The sequence below is a fragment of the uncultured Bradyrhizobium sp. genome, from assembly GCF_936943645.1.
GTDB lineage: Bacteria > Pseudomonadota > Alphaproteobacteria > Rhizobiales > Xanthobacteraceae > Bradyrhizobium.
Genome location: NZ_CAKZJO010000015.1, coordinates 33,262 through 52,741, shown reverse-complemented (window position 1 = coordinate 52,741; position 19,480 = coordinate 33,262). Strand labels below are relative to the sequence as shown.

Sequence of the window (19,480 nt, the reverse complement as noted above, 5' to 3'; positions counted from 1 at the left end):
AGCCCGGCCACGACGGAAATTGGCCAATGACTCCCCGTACCGCCACACTGATCGGTTTGACTGCGATCCTGATGTGGTCGCTGCTCTCGGTGATGACGGTTGCGACCGGAAAGATCCCCGCGTTCCAGCTCGCTGCGATGACGTTTGCGATCGGCGGCCTCGTCGGCCTGCTGACCTGGATCGGCCGCGGCGATGCGGCGAAGAGCCTGCGCCAGCCGCTCGTCGTCTGGGTCGTCGGCGTCGGCGGCCTGTTCGGCTATCACGCACTGTATTTTCTGGCGCTGCGCTTTGCGCCGCCGGCCGAAGCCGGCCTTCTGAACTACATGTGGCCGCTTCTGATCGTGCTGTTCTCGTCGTTCCTGCCGGGCGAACGACTCGCGCCGCATCACATCATCGGCGCGGTGCTCGGGCTCGTCGGCACCGTGTTGCTGTTCGCCGGCAACACCAGCGGCTTCGCGCCGGGGGCGGTGCCGGGACTGATTGCGGCCTTCGTTGCCGCGTTCGTCTGGGCCGCCTATTCGGTGCTGTCACGCCGCCTGAAGGCAGTGCCGACCGACGCCGTCGCCGGCTTCTGCCTCGCCACCTCGGTGCTGGCCGCGCTGATGCATGGCGTGGTGGAAACGACGGTCTGGCCGGAGACCACGCTGCAATGGCTCGCGGTGATTGCGCTCGGCATCGGCCCCGTCGGCGCCGCGTTCTACGCCTGGGACATCGGCATGAAGCGCGGTGATATCCGCGTGCTCGGCGCCGCCTCCTATGCAACGCCGCTGCTCTCGACCGGCTTCCTCATTGCCGCCGGTTTTGCCACGGCCAGCGCCAACATCGCGATCGCCGCGATCCTCATCGCCGGCGGCGGCCTGATCGCGGCCAAGGACATGGTGCTGCGGAGGCGATGATCCGCTCGTTCGCCACACTGTTGATGTTGGCCGTGGTGCTCTCTGCCACAAGTGTCGTCGCGCAAGTCAGCGCTCCGTCCGAAACGTTCACAGGCATTCATCGGAACGAAGCCGTGAGCGGCCGGCCCGAGACGGTTACGATAACCGATGGGAAATCCTTCATCCAGCTGACAGAAAGAGAATATCGAGCCAGCGGTTATCGGCCGGCCTACGAAAAGCTTCCGACAAAGCTCGTTCGCCGAGTACCCGTGCGGAAGCCCTTTCCAGCCGACCAGGATTGATCTGCGACTACAGCGCCGGCTGCCAGCCCGGCGGCCGATACATCGCCTCGGGAATCTGTCCGAGCTCGGAGCGCTGCAGGCGCTGCGGCGTCAGGCCGTAGAATTCCTGGAAGCTGAGGATCAGCGGTCGCCATTTGTCGGGATCGATGCGGTTGGGCACGCTCTCCATCATGATCTCGGGGTGGGCATGCACGCGCGTGATGCGGAGCTCGATCGCAGCCAGATTGCCGCGCCAGATCGCGTCGTCCTGCGCCATCTCGTGCACATAAGCGACTTTCGCTTCCATCTGCACCGGGCACTCGGCAGCGCGCGGAGCGCTGACCGTTTCGCCCAATTGTGCCCTCAATCCACTGAGGCCGAACTTGTCCTTCTCGTGCCGGTAGCCGCGATGGCGTTTTCCGGGAGGCACGGGATCCGAGCCTGTGGTGCGGGCGAGGCGGTCAACCGCAGCGACGAGATCGGCCGACGGCAGGTTGAGCGCGCATTCGCCGGTGCGAATCATGTTCTCGGTGGTCTTGGAATTGCGGGCGAGCCCGAGCATGCAGCGCCATCCGACCCACCAGGCCGAGGACATCGGCGCGAGATTGTACGAGCCATCCTCATTGGTCGTCCCGATCAGGACGACGGGTGTTCCGAAATACAAAATCGCGGGGTCGATCTGGACGGCCGAAGGACCGAGTGTTCCGTGCATCATGCGCTCCTCTTGACTGGAAGCGCCGTCCTAGAGCCGGAAGCGGATTGAACCCACCCGATTCCGGATCACGACCTACGGCTCCCAGCCTTTTGGTGCGAGCTCGAAGCCTGCGAACTCGAACGCAGGTGCCACGGTGCAGCCGACCAGCGTCCACTCGCCGGTGGTCGCCGCCATCTGCCAGGCCTGTGCCGGCACGATCGCCTGCGGCCGTTCGCCATTGGCGAGGTCGGTGCCCAGCCGCACCTCGTGCTGCGAGCAGCCGTCATGGGCGATGCGGAGCATCAAGGAGCTGCCGGCGTAATAGTGCCACGTCTCGACGGCATCGACGCGATGCCAGTGCGAACGCTCGCCGCGCGCGAGCAGGAAGTAGATCAGCGTCGAGCGCGAACGTCCGTTGGCGTCCGTGGCCTGATCGCGGAACGTCTCGCGGTAGTGACCGCCCTCGGGATGGGGCCGCAATTCGAGGCGTGCGATGATCTCGGCTGCAGTCGGCATTGATCCGGTCGAGACTTTGTTTTCAGGATTTATTCTTGCGTTCGCGCAGCTCGCCGAACACCGCGGCGGCGTCCGCGCCCTTCATGTGCAGCTTGGCTGCGACTTGCGGCTCGTCGGCACGCAGGAACACGTTGGCCCGCTTCTCCTCGCCGAGCAGCGTGGGAATGGTCGGCTTGTTCTCGGCCCGCAGCTTCGCCACCTCGGCTGCGCGCGCCTGGAGCGCCGCATTGTCGGGCTCGACGGTGAGGGCGAACTTGACGTTGGACGCCGTGTATTCGTGGCCGCAATAGAGCTTGAAGTCGTCGGGCAGGGCACGCAGCTTCAGCAGCGAATCCCACATCATCGGGTAGGTGCCCTCGAACACCCGTCCGCAGCCGATCGAGAACAGCGTGTCGGCGGCGAACACCGTCTTCTCGTTGTCGAACACGTAGGAGACGTGGTCGAGCGTGTGGCCGGGCGTCTCCAGCACGCGCGCCAGCAGATTGCCGATCTTGACCACGTCGGCATTGGCGACGCGCAGATCTACGTCCGCGATCTTCGCCGCCTTGTCGTGCGGCGCGACGACGCGGCAATTGTATTTTTGCTTGAGCTCGGCGACCCCGCCGACATGATCGCCGTGATGATGGGTGATCAGGATGTCGGTGAGCTGCCAGCCCTCGCGGTCGAGCGCCTTCAGGATCGGGCCGGCCTCCGGCGCGTCGATCGACGCTGTCGCCCCGGTTTCCGGATCGTGGATCAGATAACCGAAATTGTCGTTTAAACAGCTGAAAGTACGAATTTCGGCGGCCATGTCATCTCCATCGCGCTCAGCCCCGCCAGACAAATATGGCGTTAACGTTGCGCAGGCAATGCAATATTCCGCGCGCAGGCGGAGCCCGGCGCATGTTACATTGCGGTCATGACAATCGACGTCGTCGACCTCCGCGAGTTCTATTCCCGCCGCCTCGGGATCGTGGCACGGCAAATGATCAACCGCGGCATCAGGCAGCGCTGGCCGGGCGCGCAAGGCCAGCGCGTGCTCGGCATCGGCTATCCCACGCCCTATCTGGGGTTGTTTCGGGAGGATGCCGAGCGCTGCATCGCCTTCATGCCGGCGGCCCAGGGCGTCCTGAAATGGCCGACGGGACGTCCGGCGCTGGCCTCGCTGGTCGACGAATTCTCGCTGCCGCTTCCCGACGCCGCGGTCGACCGCATCCTTTTGATCCACGCGCTGGAGATGTCGGACGATCCGGCCGCGCTGCTGCGCGAGGTGTGGCGGGTGCTGTCGCCCTCGGGCCGCGTGATCGCGGTGATCCCGAATCGGCGCGGGGTGTGGACCCGCACCGACAGCACGCCGTTCGGTCACGGCCGGCCCTATTCACGCTCGCAGATCACCGACCTCTTGCGCCAGACCTGGTTCACGCCGACCGCATGGGGCGAAGCGCTGTTCATGCCGCCCTATGCCGGTGGCTGGGTGCTGAAATCGGCGCAGATGTGGGAGCGTGCCGGCGCGGCGCTGTCGCTGCCCTTTGCCGGCGTGCACATCGTCGAGGCCACCAAGCAGGTCTATCGCGCAATCCCGGCCAAGCGCGAACGGGCGCGGCTGATTCCCTCGCTGGCCAAGCCGGTGCTGGTGCCGTCCTCGACCACGGTGACACGCAGCTGAAAACAAAACGTCCCGGCGCGAGGCCGGGACGTTTGCAGTTCAAATCATCAGACCAAGCTCACTCGCCGGGTGCGAGATCGTCGCTCGAGGCCGCCGGAGCTGCCTCGCGCTCGGGGCGCGGGCCATGCGGCCGGCGCCGCCGTCGCGGATAGCGTTCGCCACCGCCGCCGCCACCCTCGAATCCGGGCTGATTGCCATTGGCGCCGTTATTCGCCTGCGGCTGCGCGCCGGTGATGAAGGAGGGCAGGCGATCGACGCTGCCGGCGTCGCCGATGACGGGCTGCGGCTGGTTGGCAGGCTGCGGCTGATATTGCGGTTGGGGCTGGTATTGCGGCTGCGGGCGATGGTCGCGTTCGCGATGCTCGCGCGGCTGCTGGTTGTCGCGCTGCTGATGGTCGCGCTGATGATGCTCGCGCTGGCCGTCGCGCTCGCGCATGAAGGGCTGTTGCTGCTGCGGCTGCGGGACGAAGCCCGGCTCCTGGCCGAAATTCGAGAAATTCTCGCCGTCATCTTCGCCGTCGTCGCTATGGCTGCTGACGGGCTCGTCGCCGCGCGGCTGCTGGTTCTGGCGGAACTGCTCCTGGGCGGCCGCGATCAGGCGGAAATAATGCTCGGCATGCTGGTAGTAGTTCTCGGCCGCAACAGGGTCGCCGGAGGAACGCGCGTCGCGCGCGAGCTGCAGATATTTTTCGGCGATGTGCGAGGCGGTGCCGCGGATCTTGATGTCGGGTCCGTTGGATTCGTAGACCCGGGTCATCGGGTTCTGGCTGCGCCGGTTGTTGTTATTGTTGTTGTTGCGGTTGCGCATCCGCTGCTTGTTCTGACCGTTTCTCATGTCCTGCCTTTAATTCCAGCCCTAAAGGTTGCACGCATTACTGATAGCTCGGAGTGACCTGGTGACAGCGGATCACATCGCCCGCGCGCGACCAGCGCACCAGAGCGGATTGATCCCTGCCGATGTTCGTCGACCGTCGCGCTCAACAAAGACGCGTTCCCCACCCGCCAGCACTGATCGCCAGCGAACCCATTCATTTTGCCTGCCGAAACAAGCCCAGCTTTGTTGCGTAAGTCTTCAAGCGCAATATCAGGCTTTCGTTCACTTTGCGGTCGGAGAGCAGCGCAGCTCCAATGGCCATCGCGCTCAACAGGACCTGCGGCTTGGAACCTTTAATCAGTAAAGCTCTCGCCCGAGAGCCCGGCTTTCGCCCGTAGGTCTACGGGGCCGGCACCGATGTGTTGACCGGAACGTAGTCGTTCCCAAGGGATATTCCAAGAGCTTTTTGCAAGCCAATCCGGCTTTTATGGGGGCATTTTTCGGGCCGAAACGGCCCGCGGAATGCCCGCCAGGTCGGCCTTGGGCGGCCTGTCCGGCGTTAACCCGGCGCCGACCATCAGGGTTTCGATATTTCTGGCCTGGCCTTGGCCGGCCTCGACGATCAGTGCGCCGCCGCTGGCGAGACGCTCGCTCGCCTGCGGGATCAGGGCGCGGTAGGCGTCATATCCGTCATTGCCGCCGTCGAGCGCCAGATGCGGATCGTGCTCGCGCACCTCGAGGCTCAATGTCGGGATTTCGGCCGAGGGGATATAGGGCGGGTTCGACACGATGAGGTCGAACGGGCCGCGCAGCGCCGACGCATAGGAGCAGGCGACGAAAGCGGCGCGGCCGGCAAGGCCGAGCGCGGCGGCATTGCCTCGCGCGGTGCCGAGGGCGGTGAGGCTGAGATCGGTGCCGACGCCGAAGGCATCGGGAATTTCGTGCAACAGCGCGAGCAGGATTGCGCCGGAGCCGGTGCCGATGTCGGCGATTCGCGGCGACCGTCCCGATATCGCGAGCCCGCGAAAAATATCGAGCGCCAGCTCGACAACGGTCTCGGTGTCCGGCCGTGGCACCAGGGTCGCCTCGGACAACCGGAACGGCAATCCCCAGAACTCCCGCGCGCCGAGGATGCGCGCGACCGGTTCACGGGCGAGCCGGCGCTGCGCATATTGTTCGAGACGCGCGGCCTCCTCAGGCGTGAGGTGTCGCGTGGCCTGCGTCACCATGCCGGTCAGATCAAGCTGCAGAGCTGCGCCGACGAGCAGACGCGCATCGAGGGCAGGCTCCTCGATGCCGGCCGATCGCAGCCGCGCGGTGAGGGCGCGCCGCGCACTCTCTATGCTGTGTCCGGGATCGAAGCCTGTCGTCAATGGAACCATCCTGCCGGCATCGTGGATAGATCGGCGGGCTTGCTTGCGTCAACGGAAACGAGCGCGTTTGATCGTGCCTCGCGAGCGTGGAGCGGATTCATGACGGCCTATGACGATCAGAACGTTTTCGCAAAGATCCTGCGCGGCGAGATTCCCTGCTTCGAGGTTTTCGGGGACGAGCGCAGCTTTGCCTTCCTCGACATCATGCCGCGCTCACCGGGGCACACGCTGGTCATTCCCCGAGCGCCGGCACGCGGCATCCTCGACATCGCCGAGGATGATCTCGCCGCGGTCGCCAGAACGGCCAGGCGCGTCGCGATTGCGGCGATGAGGGCGTTCGACGCCGAGGGCATCATCCTGCAGCAATTCAGCGAGCCGGCCAGCGGGCAGGTGGTCTTTCACCTGCACATGCACGTCATGCCGGTCAGGTCCGGTATCGAGCTCTTGCCGGCGCAGACGCGCAAGGAAGACATGGCCGTGCTGGCCGATCACGCCAGGCGGATGATCGCAGCGCTCGCCGGCTGATCAAACGCCGAGATAGCGCTGCAGCAGTTCCGGCTGGGCTTTCAGCTCCTGCGCCGGCCCCTCATGCACGATGTGGCCGTTGTTGATGATGTAGATCCGGCTCGCCAGCGCCAGCGTTGCCGCGAGATTTTGCTCGACCAGCACGATGGTCTGGCCGGCGGCCGCCAGCTCGCGGCAGGCCTTGACGAGATCGTGGACGATCACGGGCGCAAGGCCCTCGAACGGCTCGTCCAGCAGCACGATCTTGGGATCGCGCACCAGCGCCCGCGCGATCGCGAGCATCTGCTGCTCGCCGCCGGAAAGCTCGGTGCCGCGGTTGGTGCGCCGCTCCTTCAGCCGGGGAAACATCTCGTAGATGCGGCCGAGCGGCCAGCGTTTCGGCGCGGTGATGCCGGCAAGGGTGATGTTTTCCTCCACCGACAGGCTGCCGAAGATCCGGCGCTCCTCGTGCACGAGCTGCATGCCCGCCTGCGCGATCTTGTGGCTCCTGCGTCCAGCGACATTGACGCCGTCGAACTTCACGCTGCCGCTGCGGGGCGTCACGACGCCCATCAGGCTCTTCAGCGTGGTGCTCTTTCCGGCGCCATTGCGGCCGAGCAGGGCCACCACCTCGTGGCGTTCGACATGCATCGAGACGTCGAACAGGATGTGCGAATCGCCGTAATAGCTGTTCAGGCCGTTGACCTCGATCAGGCTCATGCGGCGATCTCTCCGTGGACGCCGCCGAGATAGGCTTCCTGCACCGCGGTGTTGGTCTTGATTTCTTCGGGCGTGCCGGAGACCAGCACGCGGCCTTCCTGGAGCACGGTGACGCGCTCGACCAGCTCGAACAGCGAATCCATGTCGTGATCGATGATGATCATGGTGCGGCCGCGCGCGATCGACTTGAGCAGCTTGACGGTCTCGACCCGCTCGCGCGGGCTCATGCCGGCAAGCGGCTCGTCGAGCAGCAGCAGGCGCGGCGAGGTCGCGAGCGCAAGTCCGATCTCCAGCCTGCGTTTCTCGCCATAGGCGAGCTCGGACACGGGCGTGTCGGCGCGGCGGGCCAGATTGACCAGTGCCAGCGTGTGCTCGACCTGCTCGGTCAGGCCCTTGACGCTGGAGAGCTTGCGGAACAGGTCGAGCCGGAATTTTCCGCGCAGCTCGGCGAGCGCGGCGATCGTCAGGTTCTGGCGAACCGTGAGGCCGGTGAAGAGCTGGTTGACCTGGTAGCTCTTGGTGAGGCCGAGCTGGCAAACCTCGGTGACCTTCAACCCCGTGATGTCGCGGCCTTCGAACACGATCTGGCCCGACGTCGGCGCGATCTCGCAGGTCAACATCTTGAAGAAGGTCGACTTGCCGGCGCCGTTGGGGCCGATGATGCCGCGAAGCTCGCCCTGGTTGACGCTGAAATCGATGTCGCTGTTGGCGACGAGGCCACCATAGCGCTTGGTGAGACCCGTGGCCTTCAGGATCGGCCCGGAATAGGCGGGATGCTCGACCTCCTTGGCCTGCATCGGCGCCGGCGCCGGTTGTTGTGTCGCTCCGGCGTCCTCAGCTTCGGTCTCTGCTTCCGTCCGCCTGCGCTTGCCGGAGGCGAGACGATAGAGGTCCGCAATCCCTCCGATGATGCCGCCGCGCAGGAAGCAGACCAGCAGCACGAATACGACACCGAGCACCAGTTTCCAGGCGGCGCCGAGGCCCAGCGCGGACTGGAGGAAATCCTGCAGGAACAGCCAGACGGTCGCACCGACCAGCGGTCCGAACAACGTGCCGCGGCCGCCGATGGCGGTCTGCATCACCAGCTGGCCGGAGGTGTCGAAGGTGAAGGCATCGGGCGGCATGAAGGCCTGGAGCACGCCGAGCAGGCCGCCGGCAAACCCGGCATAGGCGGCTGCGATCACGAAGGCCGTCAGCTTGTAGCCGTGGATGTTGTGGCCGACCGCCGTGGCACGCAGCGGATTGTCGCGGATCGCGCTCAGAATCGCTCCCACCGGCGAGCGCACGATCCTGAGCGCGATGATGACGCCGATGAAGTAGCACAGCGCGATGAATTGATAGAGCGACCAGCCGTTGGTGAAGTGGATGCTGGTGAAGCCGAGATCGAAGCTCGGTGTCGGCACGCCCGGCAGGCCGTTCTCGCCGCCGGTGAAATCCGAGAGCGGATTGAACTCGACGAAGAAGAACACCTCCGCGATCGCCACTGTGATCATGGCGAAATAGATGCCGGTACGACGCAGCGCGATCAGTCCGATCAGATAGCCGGTCGCGGCGGCCGCGATCATGCCGATGATCAGTGCGCCCAGCACGTTGCCGAAGCCCGCCCGGGTCAGGAGGTAGGCGGCGACGAAGCCGCCGGTGCCGTAGAAAGCGGACTGGCCGAACGACAACAAGCCGGTGAAGCCAAACAGGATGTCGAAGCCGAGACCGAACAGGCCCCAGACCAGGATCCGGTTCACGGTATTGGGCGCGAAGCCGAGATGAGGCAGCACGAAGGGCGCTGCGATCAGTCCGATGGCGGTCAGCGTCTCGATCAGGAACGGGCGTTGCTTGAGCATCAGGAAATCGCTTATTCGCGGCCCTGGACGCCGAGCAGGCCATGCGGTCGCACCACGAGCACGAGCGTCATCGCCGCAAACAGCATCACATAGGCGTAGCCGGGGTTGAACATGGAGGTGACGCTGATGATCTCGCCGGCGATCAGGCCGCCCAGGATCGCGCCGGGGAAGGAGCCGACGCCGCCGATCACCACCACCACGAAGGTCTGGACCAGGATGTCGTCGCCGATGCCCGGCGTCAGCGACACCACCGGCGCGTTGACGATGCCGGCAAAGCCCGCCGCCATCGCGCCGATGCCGAACACGATCATGAAGACGCGGTAAACGTTGATGCCGAGCGAATCCACCATCACGGAGTCCTCGATGCCGGCGCGTACGATCATGCCGAGCCGGGTCCGGTACAGCACGAGGAACAACGCGCCGAGCGCGACCGCAACGATGCCGACCACCGCGAGGCGATAGGTCGGGTAGAACATGAAGCCGAGATTGGTGATGCCCTGGAACAGCGCCGGCGGCGGCACCAGCTGTGATTGGCTCGAGAAGATCAGGCGCACCAGCTCGACGAAGCAGATGCCGAGCCCGAAGGTCACGAGCAGCTGATCCTCGTGCGGGCGATGATAGAAATGCCGGATGATGAGGCGCTCCATCGCAACACCAAGCAGCATCACGAACAGCGAGCCGGCGATCACGGCGATGATGAACGATTCCGTGTACTGGTAGGCGACGAAGCCGGCATAGCCCCCGATCATGAACATCGCGCCATGCGCGAGATTGAGCACGCCGAGCGTGCCGTAGATGATGGTCAGGCCGGAGCTGATCAGCGCGAGCAACGCGCCGAGCGCCAGCCCGTTGAAAAGCTGCGAAACGAGATTGGGCCAACTGATCATGAAATGGTCACTGTTGTGACGCGCGGCAGAGCGCGTCAAAAAAGGTGACGCCGCGGGAGCATAGGCAGCCCACGGCGTCACTGGGGTTGGCGCGGGCTCAGCTGTAGTCGCCGGGATGGCAGCCGAAGGCGTCTGGCTTCTGCATCAGGCTTTCGCCCGGGACGATGTCGACCACGTCGTACCAGTCTTCCTTGCCCTTCATATCCTTCTGCTGCTTGCCCTTGACGATGATCACCGGGCGGACGCACTGATGGTCTTCGGGACGGTAATGCACGTCGCCGACGAGCGAGGGGATCGTCTCGCCCTTCTCATAGGCCTTGATGACGTCGGGTGGGTTGAAGCTGCCGGCCTGCTCGCACATGCGGGCCCAGTGCGCGAAGCTGACATAGGCGTTCTCCGCACCCCATTCCGGCTTGTAGCCGTACTTCTTCTCGAAGGCCTCGTTGAACATCTTGGCGAGCGGGAATTTGTCCTCGAGCGTCCACCAATAGTCGGTGGCGGCATAGACGCCCTGCATCAAGCCGCCGGTCTCGCGCGCGATGAACGGCACTTGATAAGGAACCACAAGCTTCATCTTGTCGAGCACGCCGAACTGCTTGGCCTGCTGGGTCGACAGCACCGCGTCGTGACCCCAGTTGACGTTGATCAGCACGTCGGCGCCGGAATTCGCGACGTTCAGCAGATACGAGGAATAGTCGGGCGCGCCGAGCGGCGCGACCTGGTTGGTCACGGTGGTCCAGCCGGCGGTCGCAAGGAAGTCCTGCATCGACTTGGTGACGGTGTGACCGTAGGTGTAGTCGGGCGTGAGATACGCAGCCTTCTTGCCCTTGCCGAACTCCTTGACCATGACGGGCCCGATCGCCGCCGCGGCGGTCTGGCCGAAGAAATTCTGGCGGAAGCCGTAGCGGACGCAGTCCTTGCCGGTGGTGTCGTTCGAGCCGGAGATACCGCACACGAAGATCACCTTCTCGCGCTGGGCGAGCTTGTTGAGCGCGACCGCGACGGCGCTCGAGGTGCCGCCGGTGATCATGATCGCCTTGTTCTCGCTGATGAAGCGCTGCTGCGCCTGCACGGCCTCGTTCGGTTTGGCCGCGGAATCCGCGACGCCGAACTTGAGCTCCTTGCCGAGCACGCCCTTGCTGGTCTTCGGCGAGATCTTCTTGATCAGGTCGTGACCGCTGTTGATGTGCTCGATCGCGAGTTGATAGCCCTTGAGCTCGTCTTCGCCCTGCACGGCATAGGTGCCGGTGCGCGGCACCGAGATTCCGATGAAGGCGGTGGAACCCGAGACGCCCGCGGGATAAGTGCCGATCGGCTTGTCCTCGGCAAAAGCCGGCATCGCCGGCAGCACCGAGCCGCCGATGAGGCCTGCGGTGGTCTGGAGCAGGCCACGGCGTGAGAGACCGCGGCGAATGGGATCGTCAGTCATTATGGTTCCTCCGATATCGTTCTTGTTTGTAGGCAAAGCACGACCCGGCCGACGGAAGCTGGCCTCGAAAGCCTGCCCGCGCCGAGCACGTCACGTCCGCGTGTAGCTCTTGTGCGTAAACAGGGCTTGTAGAGACGTTCTGTCAATTTCGCCTTTGGTCGAACGATCGAGATTATCGCGTGAAAACATATCGGAGAGCGATATATGTTAGTCTTTGTGAGTACGAGGCTGGCGGGTTCGGCGGAGGAAAATGAGGCGGCAATCACCAGTGGCGGGTTCCCGGAAGCAACAAGCACGGCCGCAAGCGGCGGGGCGGCAGGCAACGGAGGAAAACAATCATCACGGGGAGGCGCAACTTGGCGATGCCTCCCGCAGTGCCGGGTCTCGCAACCGCCTCACTGGCCGGCACGAGCTCGGCGTTGGCACCGTTCGTTCGAAGCGCGAGCCTTGCCCGATGCAGAAGCTCAGCGTTCGGGCCCAGAACGTGCTGAAGGAACTCGCGGTCGAACTCACCGGCGAACAGCCGCCGAAGGGAGCTTGGTCGCCCTCGCGCAAATTGCTGCGCGCTCTGACGGCCGAGCGCCTCGCGACCGCACGTAATTGCGGTCCTCATACCATGCGGGAGATCGTCGACTGGGCGCAGGGGTGTGGGGTGACGATCAGCCCGGTCATCCCGGCCGGCGGCTCGCTGGCGCAGATGTGGGGCGAGCTGATCGCCAATGCGTCGGCCGGTAGCCTGACCGGCGCAGAGGTTGCCGGCGCATTGCAGCGCTCAATCCGGAGGAAGAGCGTGCGCATCCCGATCGCATTCCAGGTCATCCTGGTGAAGATGCTGCTGTCCAGCTTCGAATAGCCATTCGGATAGCTGTGCATCCGTGATCCCGGCCAGTTGGTTCCGGTATGGCCGTTTGCTACTTTAGACTATGTCCTCCGCGCTGCCGGGCGGCATGGTCGAGGTTACGATGGTCCAGGCGAAGAAGGTGCAGCGGTCCAAAGCGGTGACGTCGGACGGGCGCAAGCCGAGCGCCATGCGTGATTCCGATTACGCGGCGCTCGCGCAGTTTCGCTACCAGATTCGGAGTTTTCTGGCGTTCAGCGAGATGGCGGCCGCGGAACAGGGACTTACCCCGACGCAGCACCAAGCGCTGCTCGGGATCAAGGGCTTCGTCCGTCCCGGCCCCGCGAGCGTCGGTGATGTGGCGCGGTTCCTGCTGATACGGCATCATTCCGCGGTCGAGCTGATCGATCGATTGGCCAAGCTTGGGCTGGTCAGCCGCGTAGCCGATCCAGAAGACGCCAGGCGCGTACATCTCAAGCTGACGAAGAAGGGCGAGCAGAAGCTTCAGGCGCTCTCGCGGAAGAACCTCGAGGAGCTCCGGCGCGCCGCGAGCCCGGCGCTGAGCCGTCTGTTGAAATCGTTCGGAGAGGCCAGCGGGGACTGAGCGTCGCGCCGCAGGTCAAGCCGCTGCGCCCTGTGCGGCGAGCTGCGCGGCCTGATGCTCGGTGGTCAGCGCGTCGGTCAGCTCGCCGAGCGCTTCGCCGGCGATCACCTGCGGCAGCTTGTAGAGCGTCAGGTTGATGCGGTGATCGGTGACGCGCCCTTGCGGGAAATTGTAGGTGCGGATGCGCTCGGAGCGGTCGCCGGAGCCGACCTTCTCCTTGCGCTCGGCCGAGCGCGCGGCGTCGACGCGCTGGCGCTCGGCGTCGTAGATGCGCGAGCGCAGGATGTTCATCGCCGAGGCGCGGTTCTTGTGCTGCGAGCGGCTGTCCTGCATCATCACCACGATGCCGGTCGGAATGTGGGTGATGCGGATCGCCGATTCGGTCTTGTTGACGTGCTGGCCGCCGGCGCCCTGCGCGCGCATGGTCTCGATGCGCAGGTCGTCGTTCTTGATCTCGACGTCGACGTCCTCGACCTCCGGCAGCACGGCGACCGTCGCGGCCGAGGTGTGGATGCGGCCTTGCGTCTCGGTGTCGGGCACGCGCTGGACGCGGTGCACGCCGGATTCGAATTTCAGCTTGGAGAACGCGCCGCGGCCCTGCACCTCCGCGATGATTTCCTTGTAGCCGCCGACGGTGCCTTCGCTGGCCGAGATCACCTCGACCTTCCAGCCCTGCAGGGCAGCGAAGCGCTCGTACATCCGGAACAGATCGCCGGCGAACAGCGAGGCCTCGTCGCCGCCGGTGCCGGCGCGGATTTCCAGCACCACGTTGCGATCGTCCATGGCGTCCTTGGGCAGCAGCGCGACGCGGATCTTCTGGACCAGCTCCTCGATCTTCGGCGTCAGCTCGTCGCGTTCGGCTTCCGCCATGCCGCGCATCTCTGCATCGGTTGCGGGATCGGCGATCAGCGCCTCGGTGTCGGCGAGCTCCTTGACGGCGGAACGGTAGGTCTTCACCGCTTCGATCAGCGGCGTGAGCTCGGCGAGCTCGCGCGTGATCTGGACATAGCGTTCGGAGGCGAGCTGCCCCAGCGATTCGGCCTCGAGCGAGGCGTGATGGGCGAGCAGGACGTCCAGTTTGGCTTCGGGGAGTGACGACATTGGTACGGTCTCGAATGCGGAAAAGGGGCGGGGCGGCAGGGAGGGGGCGACAGGCCCGCTACAATGCCAAGCCTTCGGCCTCGGCAAATTCCGTCAGCTTCTGCCGGATCGAGACGCTGCCCGCCGGCGCGTCCAGCAGCGGGCCGAGCATGGCTTCGGCCTTCCTGGCATCGAGATCGATGACCATGGCCTTGACCGGGCCGAGCGCGGTCGCCGAAAGCGACAGCGAGCGGTAGCCCAGCGCGATCAGCGCCAGCGCGCCGATCGGCTTCGACGCCATCTCGCCGCAGAGCGAGAGCGACTTCTTCGCCGCCTGGCACTTGCGCGAGATCTCGCGCAGCGCGCGCAAGATCGGCGCCGACATGGTGTCGAAGCGCTCGGAGACCTTGGCATTGCCGCGGTCGACCGCGAACAGGAACTGGAACAGATCGTTGGAGCCGACCGAGATGAAGTCAACCTTCCGCAAGAGCTCGTCGAGCTGATAGAGCAGCGCGGGAACCTCGACCATGGTGCCGATGTCGATACGCTCAGGCAGCGTGTGGCCGTGCTGGCGCAGATAAGTCAGCTCGCGCTCCACCAGTGCCTTGGCTGAATCGAACTCGGCGACCTCCGAGATCATCGGGAACATGATGCGCAGCGCGCGGCCGCCGCCGGCGCGCAGTAGCGCGCGGATCTGGCCGCGCAACAGGCCGGGACGGTCCAGCCCGAGCCGGATCGCGCGCCAGCCGAGCGCGGGATTTTCCTCGATCACCGCTTCCATATAGGGCAGCGCCTTGTCGCCGCCGATGTCGAGGGTGCGGAAGGTGACGGGCTTGGTGCCGGCGGCATCGAGCACGGTGCGATAGAGCGCCAGCTGGTCGCTGGTGCGCGGCAGGCTCTGGCCCACCATGAATTGCAGCTCGGTGCGGAACAGGCCGATGCCGGCGCTGCCGGTGTCCTCGATATGCGGCAGGTCGATCGCGAGCCCTGCGTTGATCATCAGCTCGACCTTCTGGCCGTCCCTGGTGACGCAGGGCCGGTCGCGCAGCGCGAGGTACTGCGCCTGGCGGCGGGCGCGGAAGCGCACGCGCTCGGCGAAAGCCGCTTCGACCTCCTGCGAGGGGCGCACATAGATCGAGCCCGAGGTGCCGTCGACGATGATGGCATCGCCGGGATCGGCAATGCCGGGCGCGTTCGGGACTTCGCCGACCGCGGGGATGCCGAGTGCGCGCGCCACGATCGAGACGTGGGAATTGGCGGTGCCCTCTTCCAGCACGATGCCGCGCAGGCGCTTGCGGTCGTAGTCGAGCAGCGCCGCCGGGCCCATCGCGCGCGCGATGACGATGGCGTTGTCGGGCAGTTGTTCGCGTGACGGCGCGTGGTCCTGGCCGACCAGCTGCCGCATCAGGCGGTAGCCGAGATCCTCCAGATCGTGCAGCCGGTCGCGCAAATAGGGATCGGTCGAGCGCAGCATGCGCGCGCGCGTGTCTGACTGCACGCGCTCGACCGCGGCTTCCGCGGTGAGGCCCGTGGCGACCGCCTCATGCAGCTTGTGCGACCAGCCCTGGTCGTTGGCGAACATTCGGTAGGCTTCCAGCACCTCGCGATGCTCGCCGCCCTCGGCGACGTCGCCGCGCTCCAGCATGCGGTCGAGATCGGCGCGCAGCTTGGCGAGCGCGGTGTCGAGCCGCTTGATTTCCTTCGGCAGGTCCTCGGCGATGTAGTCCTTGATGACGACGCGTGGCTCGTGCAGCACGACATGGCCGAGCGCGATGCCTTCCGAGAGGATGGCGCCGACCTTCTGCGCGGAATGGCGCGCGGCCGGCTCCTGGCCCGGCTGGGCCAGCGCGGAGAGCTCGCCGGAGGCGATCAGCTCGGCCAGCACCATCGCGGTGGTCTGCAGCGCCTCGAGCTCCTCCTCGACATAATTGCGCTTGGCGCGGTTCTGCACCACCAGCACGCCGAGCGTGTTGCCGGCCCGCAGGATCGGCACGCCGAGGAAGGAGTGGTAGATTTCTTCGCCGGTCTCGGGGCGGAACGAGAAGGCCGGATGGCTCTGCGCATCGCTCAGGTTGAGCGGCGTCGCCTCGCTGGCGACGAGGCCGACCAGGCCCTCATGGGCGCTCAGCACGGTGTGGTGCACCGCCTCGCGGTTGAGACCTTCGGTGGCGTAGAGCTCGAGCGTGTTGTCGATGCGCAGCACATAGACCGAGCACACCTCGGCCACCATGTTGGCGGCGATCAGCACCACGATCTTGTCCAGCCGCTCCTGGGCCGAGACCTGCTCCGCCATGGTCTCGCGGAGCCGTCTCAACAAGACGCGGGGACCTCCCGACGTGCTCCGCATGAACCGTCAATCTCCTCCGTCTGCCGGGCCCGGCGGTATCGGCCGGCGGCTGGCCCAAAATTCCAGAAAAACAATCAAATTGTTCGTCCGGCGCAGGCGCAAACCCAATCTTCTTTAGTGCTTGCACCGAATCAGCGGCCTGAACTGGGACACAGTCTGCGGCAGCCCACCCTGTTCGCCGTATAGCGAATTGGGGCTTGTTTTGCCAAGCAAAACGCCTGCCAAACGCGAATGTGTGGAGACCTCAGCGTTTGCTGCGACCGCTAAGAGAAAATCCGTCTAGGCTTGGTCGAGGCCGTAGAGCGTGTGCAGCGTGCGCACCGCAAGCTCGGTATAGGCTGTGTCGATCAAAACCGAGAATTTGATCTCGGAGGTTGTAATGGCCCGGATGTTGATATTCCGCCCTGCGAGGGCCGAGAACGCCTGGGCGGCGACGCCGGCATGGCTGCGCATGCCGCTGCCGATCACCGAGATCTTTGCGACGTCGGTGGCGGTATCCAGCCGTGCATAACCGATCTTGCCCTTGGCGGCGGTAATCGTGTCCTTGGCGCGGGTATAGTCGGCGGCCGGCACCGTGAAGGTCAGGTCGGTGGTCTTGCCGTCTTCAGAGACGTTCTGAACGATCATGTCGACGTTGATGTTGGCATCGGCCAGGGGGCCGAAGATCGAGGCGGCCACGCCCGGCTTGTCCTCGATCTGGCGCACCGAGATCTGGGCCTCGTCCTTGGAGAAGGCGATACCGGTGACGACGTGGTTTTCCATGATCTCCTCCTCGCCGCAGATCAGCGTGCCGGGCGGCTGGTTGGCATGCGGGTCGATATCCTCGGGCTTGTCGAAGCTCGAGCGGACGAAGATCGGCATGTTGTGGACCATGCCGAGTTCCACCGAGCGGACCTGGAGCACCTTGGCGCCCTGGGAAGCCAGTTCCAGCATGTCTTCGAACGCGATCTTGTCGAGCCTCTTGGCCTTCGGCACGATTCGCGGGTCGGTGGTGTAGACGCCATCGACGTCGGTATAGATGTCGCAGCGGTCGGCCTTGACGGCTGCGGCGACCGCCACGGCCGAGGTATCGGAGCCGCCGCGGCCGAGCGTGGTGATGCGGTTGGTCCTGGGATCGATGCCCTGGAAGCCGGCGATGACCGCGACCTCCTTGCGCTCCTTGAAACGCTTGATGATCTCGCTGCCGTCGATGTCCTCGATGCGGGCCGAGGCATGGGCGTCGCTGGTCTTGATCGGGATCTGCCAGCCCTGCCAGGAGCGGGCCTGGATCCCCATGCCCTGCAGCACGATGGCCAGCAGGCCCGAGGTCACCTGCTCGCCGGAGGCGACGACGGCGTCGTATTCGCGCGCATCGTGCATCGGCGAGGCCTCGGTGCACCAGGCCACCAGCTCGTTGGTCTTCCCGGACATCGCCGAGACGACCACGGCCACTTCATGGCCGGCGTCGACCTCACGCTTCACATGGCGTGCGACGTTGCGGATACGTTCGATGTTGGCGACGGATGTGCCGCCGAATTTCATCACGAGGCGGCTCATGACGACGCGTGCATTCCTTCAAAGGGATCAGTATGGTGACCCGCGCAAGGCGATGCTGCGGGCACCCGACCGCGCGTATACAGAGGGGCGGGGCCGGGGGCAAGCGGGTTCCTGCTCCGGCCAATCCGGGCAATGGGTTATCAGAGGTTATGGCGCGCTATATTGACGAAATCCTGCAGCCGGGCGAGCGGGTGCTGTATTCGACCAATGCGCACTGGATCTTCTATTTTCCGGCGATCCTGGCCTGGATCGTGGCCCTGGGCCTGCTGGTCTTGTCGGGACAATTCGTCGGAGGGCTTGCGCTGGTTTGCCTCATTGGCGCCGGCCTGGTGGCTCTTGCCGCCCTGTACTGGACCGTGAAGGGCTGGTTCCATCGCCTCACCACCGAGACCGACGTCACCAATCTCAGGGTTGTGCACAAGATCGGCTTCATCAAGCGCCGCACCTTTGAAATGGCGCTGGACAAGGTCGAGAGTGTCGACGTCAACCAGTCGATCCTTGGACGTATTCTCAACTACGGCGACGTGACCATCAACGGCGTCGGCGAAGGTCGCGAAACCATCCGGACGATCGCCTCGCCGCTCGCCTTCCGTAGTTCGATCACCACGCGGTAGGACCGCGCGTAACCATGAGCATGCAGCAAAATACTTCCGAAACCACCGGCCCGCAGCAGGGATCGACCGTCGACGCTGCCGAGATCGCGAAATTCTCAAGACTCTCGGCCGAGTGGTGGGACCCCAACGGCAAGATGGCGCCGCTGCATCGGATCAACCCGCTGCGGCTCGGCTATATCCGCGATGCCGCCTGCCGCAAGTTCGAGCGCAACGTACGCAGCCTCAACTGCCTCGGCGGTTTGCGCGTGCTCGACATCGGCTGCGGCGCCGGCCTGTTGTGCGAACCGCTCTCGCGCCTCGGCGCGCAGGTCATCGGCGTCGATCCGTCGGTGAGCAACATCGCCGCCGCGAAGCTGCATGCCGACAAGGGCCATCTTGCGATCGACTACCGCTGCACCACGGTGGAGGAGATCGACCCGCGTGAGCGCTTCGACATCGTGCTGGCGATGGAAGTGGTCGAGCACGTCGTCGACGTCGGCGTCTTCCTCAAGCGCTGCGCCGCGATGCTGAAGCCGAACGGCCTCATGGTGGTTTCGACGCTGAACCGCAACTGGAAGAGCTTTGCGCTCGCCATCGTCGGCGCCGAATACGTCCTGCGCTGGCTGCCGCGCGGCACCCACGAATGGAACAAGTTCGTCACGCCCGACGAGCTGACGAAATACCTGCTCGACAACCGCCTCGTCATCACCGAGCAGACCGGCGTGGTCTACTCCCCCTTCGCCGACAAATGGTCGCTCTCGTCCGACATGGATGTGAACTACATGGTGGTGGCGGAAGCGATGGTGTGAAGCGTGTAAGTGATATGCCAGCTCGAGCCTCTAGGATGCTGTCGTCCCTGCGCACGCAGGGACCCATACCGCGTGATCTCTCGGTGGGGCGCGGTGT

At 65.1% G+C, this 19,480-nt stretch carries 19 protein-coding genes; 7 read left to right on the top strand and 12 right to left on the bottom strand.

Annotated features, from left to right (window positions below):
• The first annotated feature begins 26 nt into the window (after positions 1-26).
• Complete coding sequence (locus Q0743_RS02025) at positions 27-896, top strand: EamA family transporter (RefSeq protein ID WP_298239924.1); 870 nt, start codon at positions 27-29, stop codon at positions 894-896.
• A 288-nt stretch (positions 897-1,184) separates the two neighbouring features.
• Here Q0743_RS02025 and Q0743_RS02020 read toward each other — a convergent pair whose 3' ends face one another.
• From Q0743_RS02020 to gloB, 3 genes are all read right to left on the bottom strand, one after another.
• Positions 1,185-1,868, bottom strand: a complete 684-nt coding sequence (locus tag Q0743_RS02020) for a flavin reductase family protein (RefSeq protein WP_298239926.1) — start codon at positions 1,866-1,868, stop codon at positions 1,185-1,187.
• Between the two features lie 75 nt (positions 1,869-1,943).
• Positions 1,944-2,366: a cupin domain-containing protein gene (locus tag Q0743_RS02015; RefSeq protein WP_298239923.1), complete on the bottom strand. Its 423-nt coding sequence runs from the start codon at positions 2,364-2,366 to the stop codon at positions 1,944-1,946.
• 22 nt (positions 2,367-2,388) lie between these two features.
• On the bottom strand, positions 2,389-3,156 hold the full coding sequence (gene gloB, locus Q0743_RS02010; RefSeq protein ID WP_298239922.1) for a hydroxyacylglutathione hydrolase: 768 nt from the start codon (positions 3,154-3,156) through the stop codon (positions 2,389-2,391).
• 108 nt (positions 3,157-3,264) lie between these two features.
• Between gloB and Q0743_RS02005 the strand changes: the two genes are divergently transcribed.
• Complete coding sequence (locus Q0743_RS02005; protein ID WP_298239921.1) at positions 3,265-4,011, top strand: methyltransferase domain-containing protein; 747 nt, start codon at positions 3,265-3,267, stop codon at positions 4,009-4,011.
• Positions 4,012-4,069: 58 nt separating this feature from the next.
• Here Q0743_RS02005 and Q0743_RS02000 read toward each other — a convergent pair whose 3' ends face one another.
• The gene (locus tag Q0743_RS02000) at positions 4,070-4,846 is read right to left on the bottom strand and encodes a DUF4167 domain-containing protein (RefSeq protein ID WP_298239920.1); all 777 of its coding nucleotides are present in this window, start codon (positions 4,844-4,846) and stop codon (positions 4,070-4,072) included.
• 464 nt (positions 4,847-5,310) lie between these two features.
• Positions 5,311-6,207: a peptide chain release factor N(5)-glutamine methyltransferase gene (gene prmC, locus Q0743_RS01995; RefSeq protein WP_298239919.1), complete on the bottom strand. Its 897-nt coding sequence runs from the start codon at positions 6,205-6,207 to the stop codon at positions 5,311-5,313.
• A gap of 90 nt (positions 6,208-6,297) precedes the next feature.
• On the opposite strand from prmC, the gene Q0743_RS01990 reads away from it, so the two are divergent.
• Complete coding sequence (locus Q0743_RS01990; protein ID WP_298239918.1) at positions 6,298-6,723, top strand: HIT domain-containing protein; 426 nt, start codon at positions 6,298-6,300, stop codon at positions 6,721-6,723.
• On the opposite strand, the gene Q0743_RS01985 is transcribed toward Q0743_RS01990, so the two are convergent.
• The 4 genes from Q0743_RS01985 to Q0743_RS01970 all read right to left on the bottom strand — a co-directional run bounded on the left by Q0743_RS01985 (position 6,724) and on the right by Q0743_RS01970 (position 11,576).
• On the bottom strand, positions 6,724-7,422 hold the full coding sequence (locus tag Q0743_RS01985; RefSeq protein WP_298239917.1) for an ABC transporter ATP-binding protein: 699 nt from the start codon (positions 7,420-7,422) through the stop codon (positions 6,724-6,726).
• The gene (locus Q0743_RS01980) at positions 7,419-9,260 is read right to left on the bottom strand and encodes a branched-chain amino acid ABC transporter ATP-binding protein/permease (RefSeq protein WP_298239916.1); all 1,842 of its coding nucleotides are present in this window, start codon (positions 9,258-9,260) and stop codon (positions 7,419-7,421) included. The genes Q0743_RS01985 and Q0743_RS01980 overlap by 4 nt, the downstream gene beginning before the upstream one ends.
• Before the next feature lie 11 nt (positions 9,261-9,271).
• Entirely contained in the window at positions 9,272-10,147 is an 876-nt protein-coding gene (locus Q0743_RS01975) for a branched-chain amino acid ABC transporter permease (RefSeq protein ID WP_298239915.1), read from the bottom strand.
• A 97-nt stretch (positions 10,148-10,244) separates the two neighbouring features.
• A complete protein-coding gene (locus tag Q0743_RS01970; RefSeq protein WP_298239914.1) occupies positions 10,245-11,576 on the bottom strand; it encodes a substrate-binding protein in 1,332 nt (443 codons plus the stop codon).
• A 454-nt stretch (positions 11,577-12,030) separates the two neighbouring features.
• On the opposite strand from Q0743_RS01970, the gene Q0743_RS01965 reads away from it, so the two are divergent.
• Together Q0743_RS01965 and Q0743_RS01960 are read left to right on the top strand one after the other, a co-directional pair.
• Positions 12,031-12,429 (top strand): hypothetical protein, encoded by a 399-nt coding sequence (locus Q0743_RS01965; RefSeq protein ID WP_298239913.1) that lies wholly within the window; start codon positions 12,031-12,033, stop codon positions 12,427-12,429.
• A gap of 109 nt (positions 12,430-12,538) precedes the next feature.
• Entirely contained in the window at positions 12,539-13,018 is a 480-nt protein-coding gene (locus Q0743_RS01960; protein WP_298239912.1) for a MarR family transcriptional regulator, read from the top strand.
• 15 nt (positions 13,019-13,033) lie between these two features.
• On the opposite strand, the gene prfA is transcribed toward Q0743_RS01960, so the two are convergent.
• From prfA to Q0743_RS01945, 3 genes are all read right to left on the bottom strand, one after another.
• Positions 13,034-14,119: a peptide chain release factor 1 gene (gene prfA, locus Q0743_RS01955; protein WP_298239911.1), complete on the bottom strand. Its 1,086-nt coding sequence runs from the start codon at positions 14,117-14,119 to the stop codon at positions 13,034-13,036.
• 58 nt (positions 14,120-14,177) lie between these two features.
• Positions 14,178-16,445: a phosphoenolpyruvate--protein phosphotransferase gene (gene ptsP / locus Q0743_RS01950; RefSeq protein ID WP_298239910.1), complete on the bottom strand. Its 2,268-nt coding sequence runs from the start codon at positions 16,443-16,445 to the stop codon at positions 14,178-14,180.
• A gap of 279 nt (positions 16,446-16,724) precedes the next feature.
• Positions 16,725-17,981, bottom strand: coding sequence for an aspartate kinase (locus tag Q0743_RS01945; protein ID WP_298239909.1), 1,257 nt, complete (start codon positions 17,979-17,981; stop codon positions 16,725-16,727).
• 149 nt (positions 17,982-18,130) lie between these two features.
• Between Q0743_RS01945 and Q0743_RS01940 the strand changes: the two genes are divergently transcribed.
• Together Q0743_RS01940 and ubiG are read left to right on the top strand one after the other, a co-directional pair.
• A complete protein-coding gene (locus tag Q0743_RS01940) occupies positions 18,131-18,595 on the top strand; it encodes a PH domain-containing protein (protein WP_298239908.1) in 465 nt (154 codons plus the stop codon).
• A 14-nt stretch (positions 18,596-18,609) separates the two neighbouring features.
• Positions 18,610-19,383 carry a bifunctional 2-polyprenyl-6-hydroxyphenol methylase/3-demethylubiquinol 3-O-methyltransferase UbiG gene (gene ubiG / locus Q0743_RS01935; RefSeq protein WP_298239907.1) on the top strand — a complete coding sequence of 258 codons (774 nt, stop codon included), beginning with the start codon at positions 18,610-18,612 and terminating at the stop codon, positions 19,381-19,383.
• Positions 19,384-19,480 lie beyond the last annotated feature (97 nt).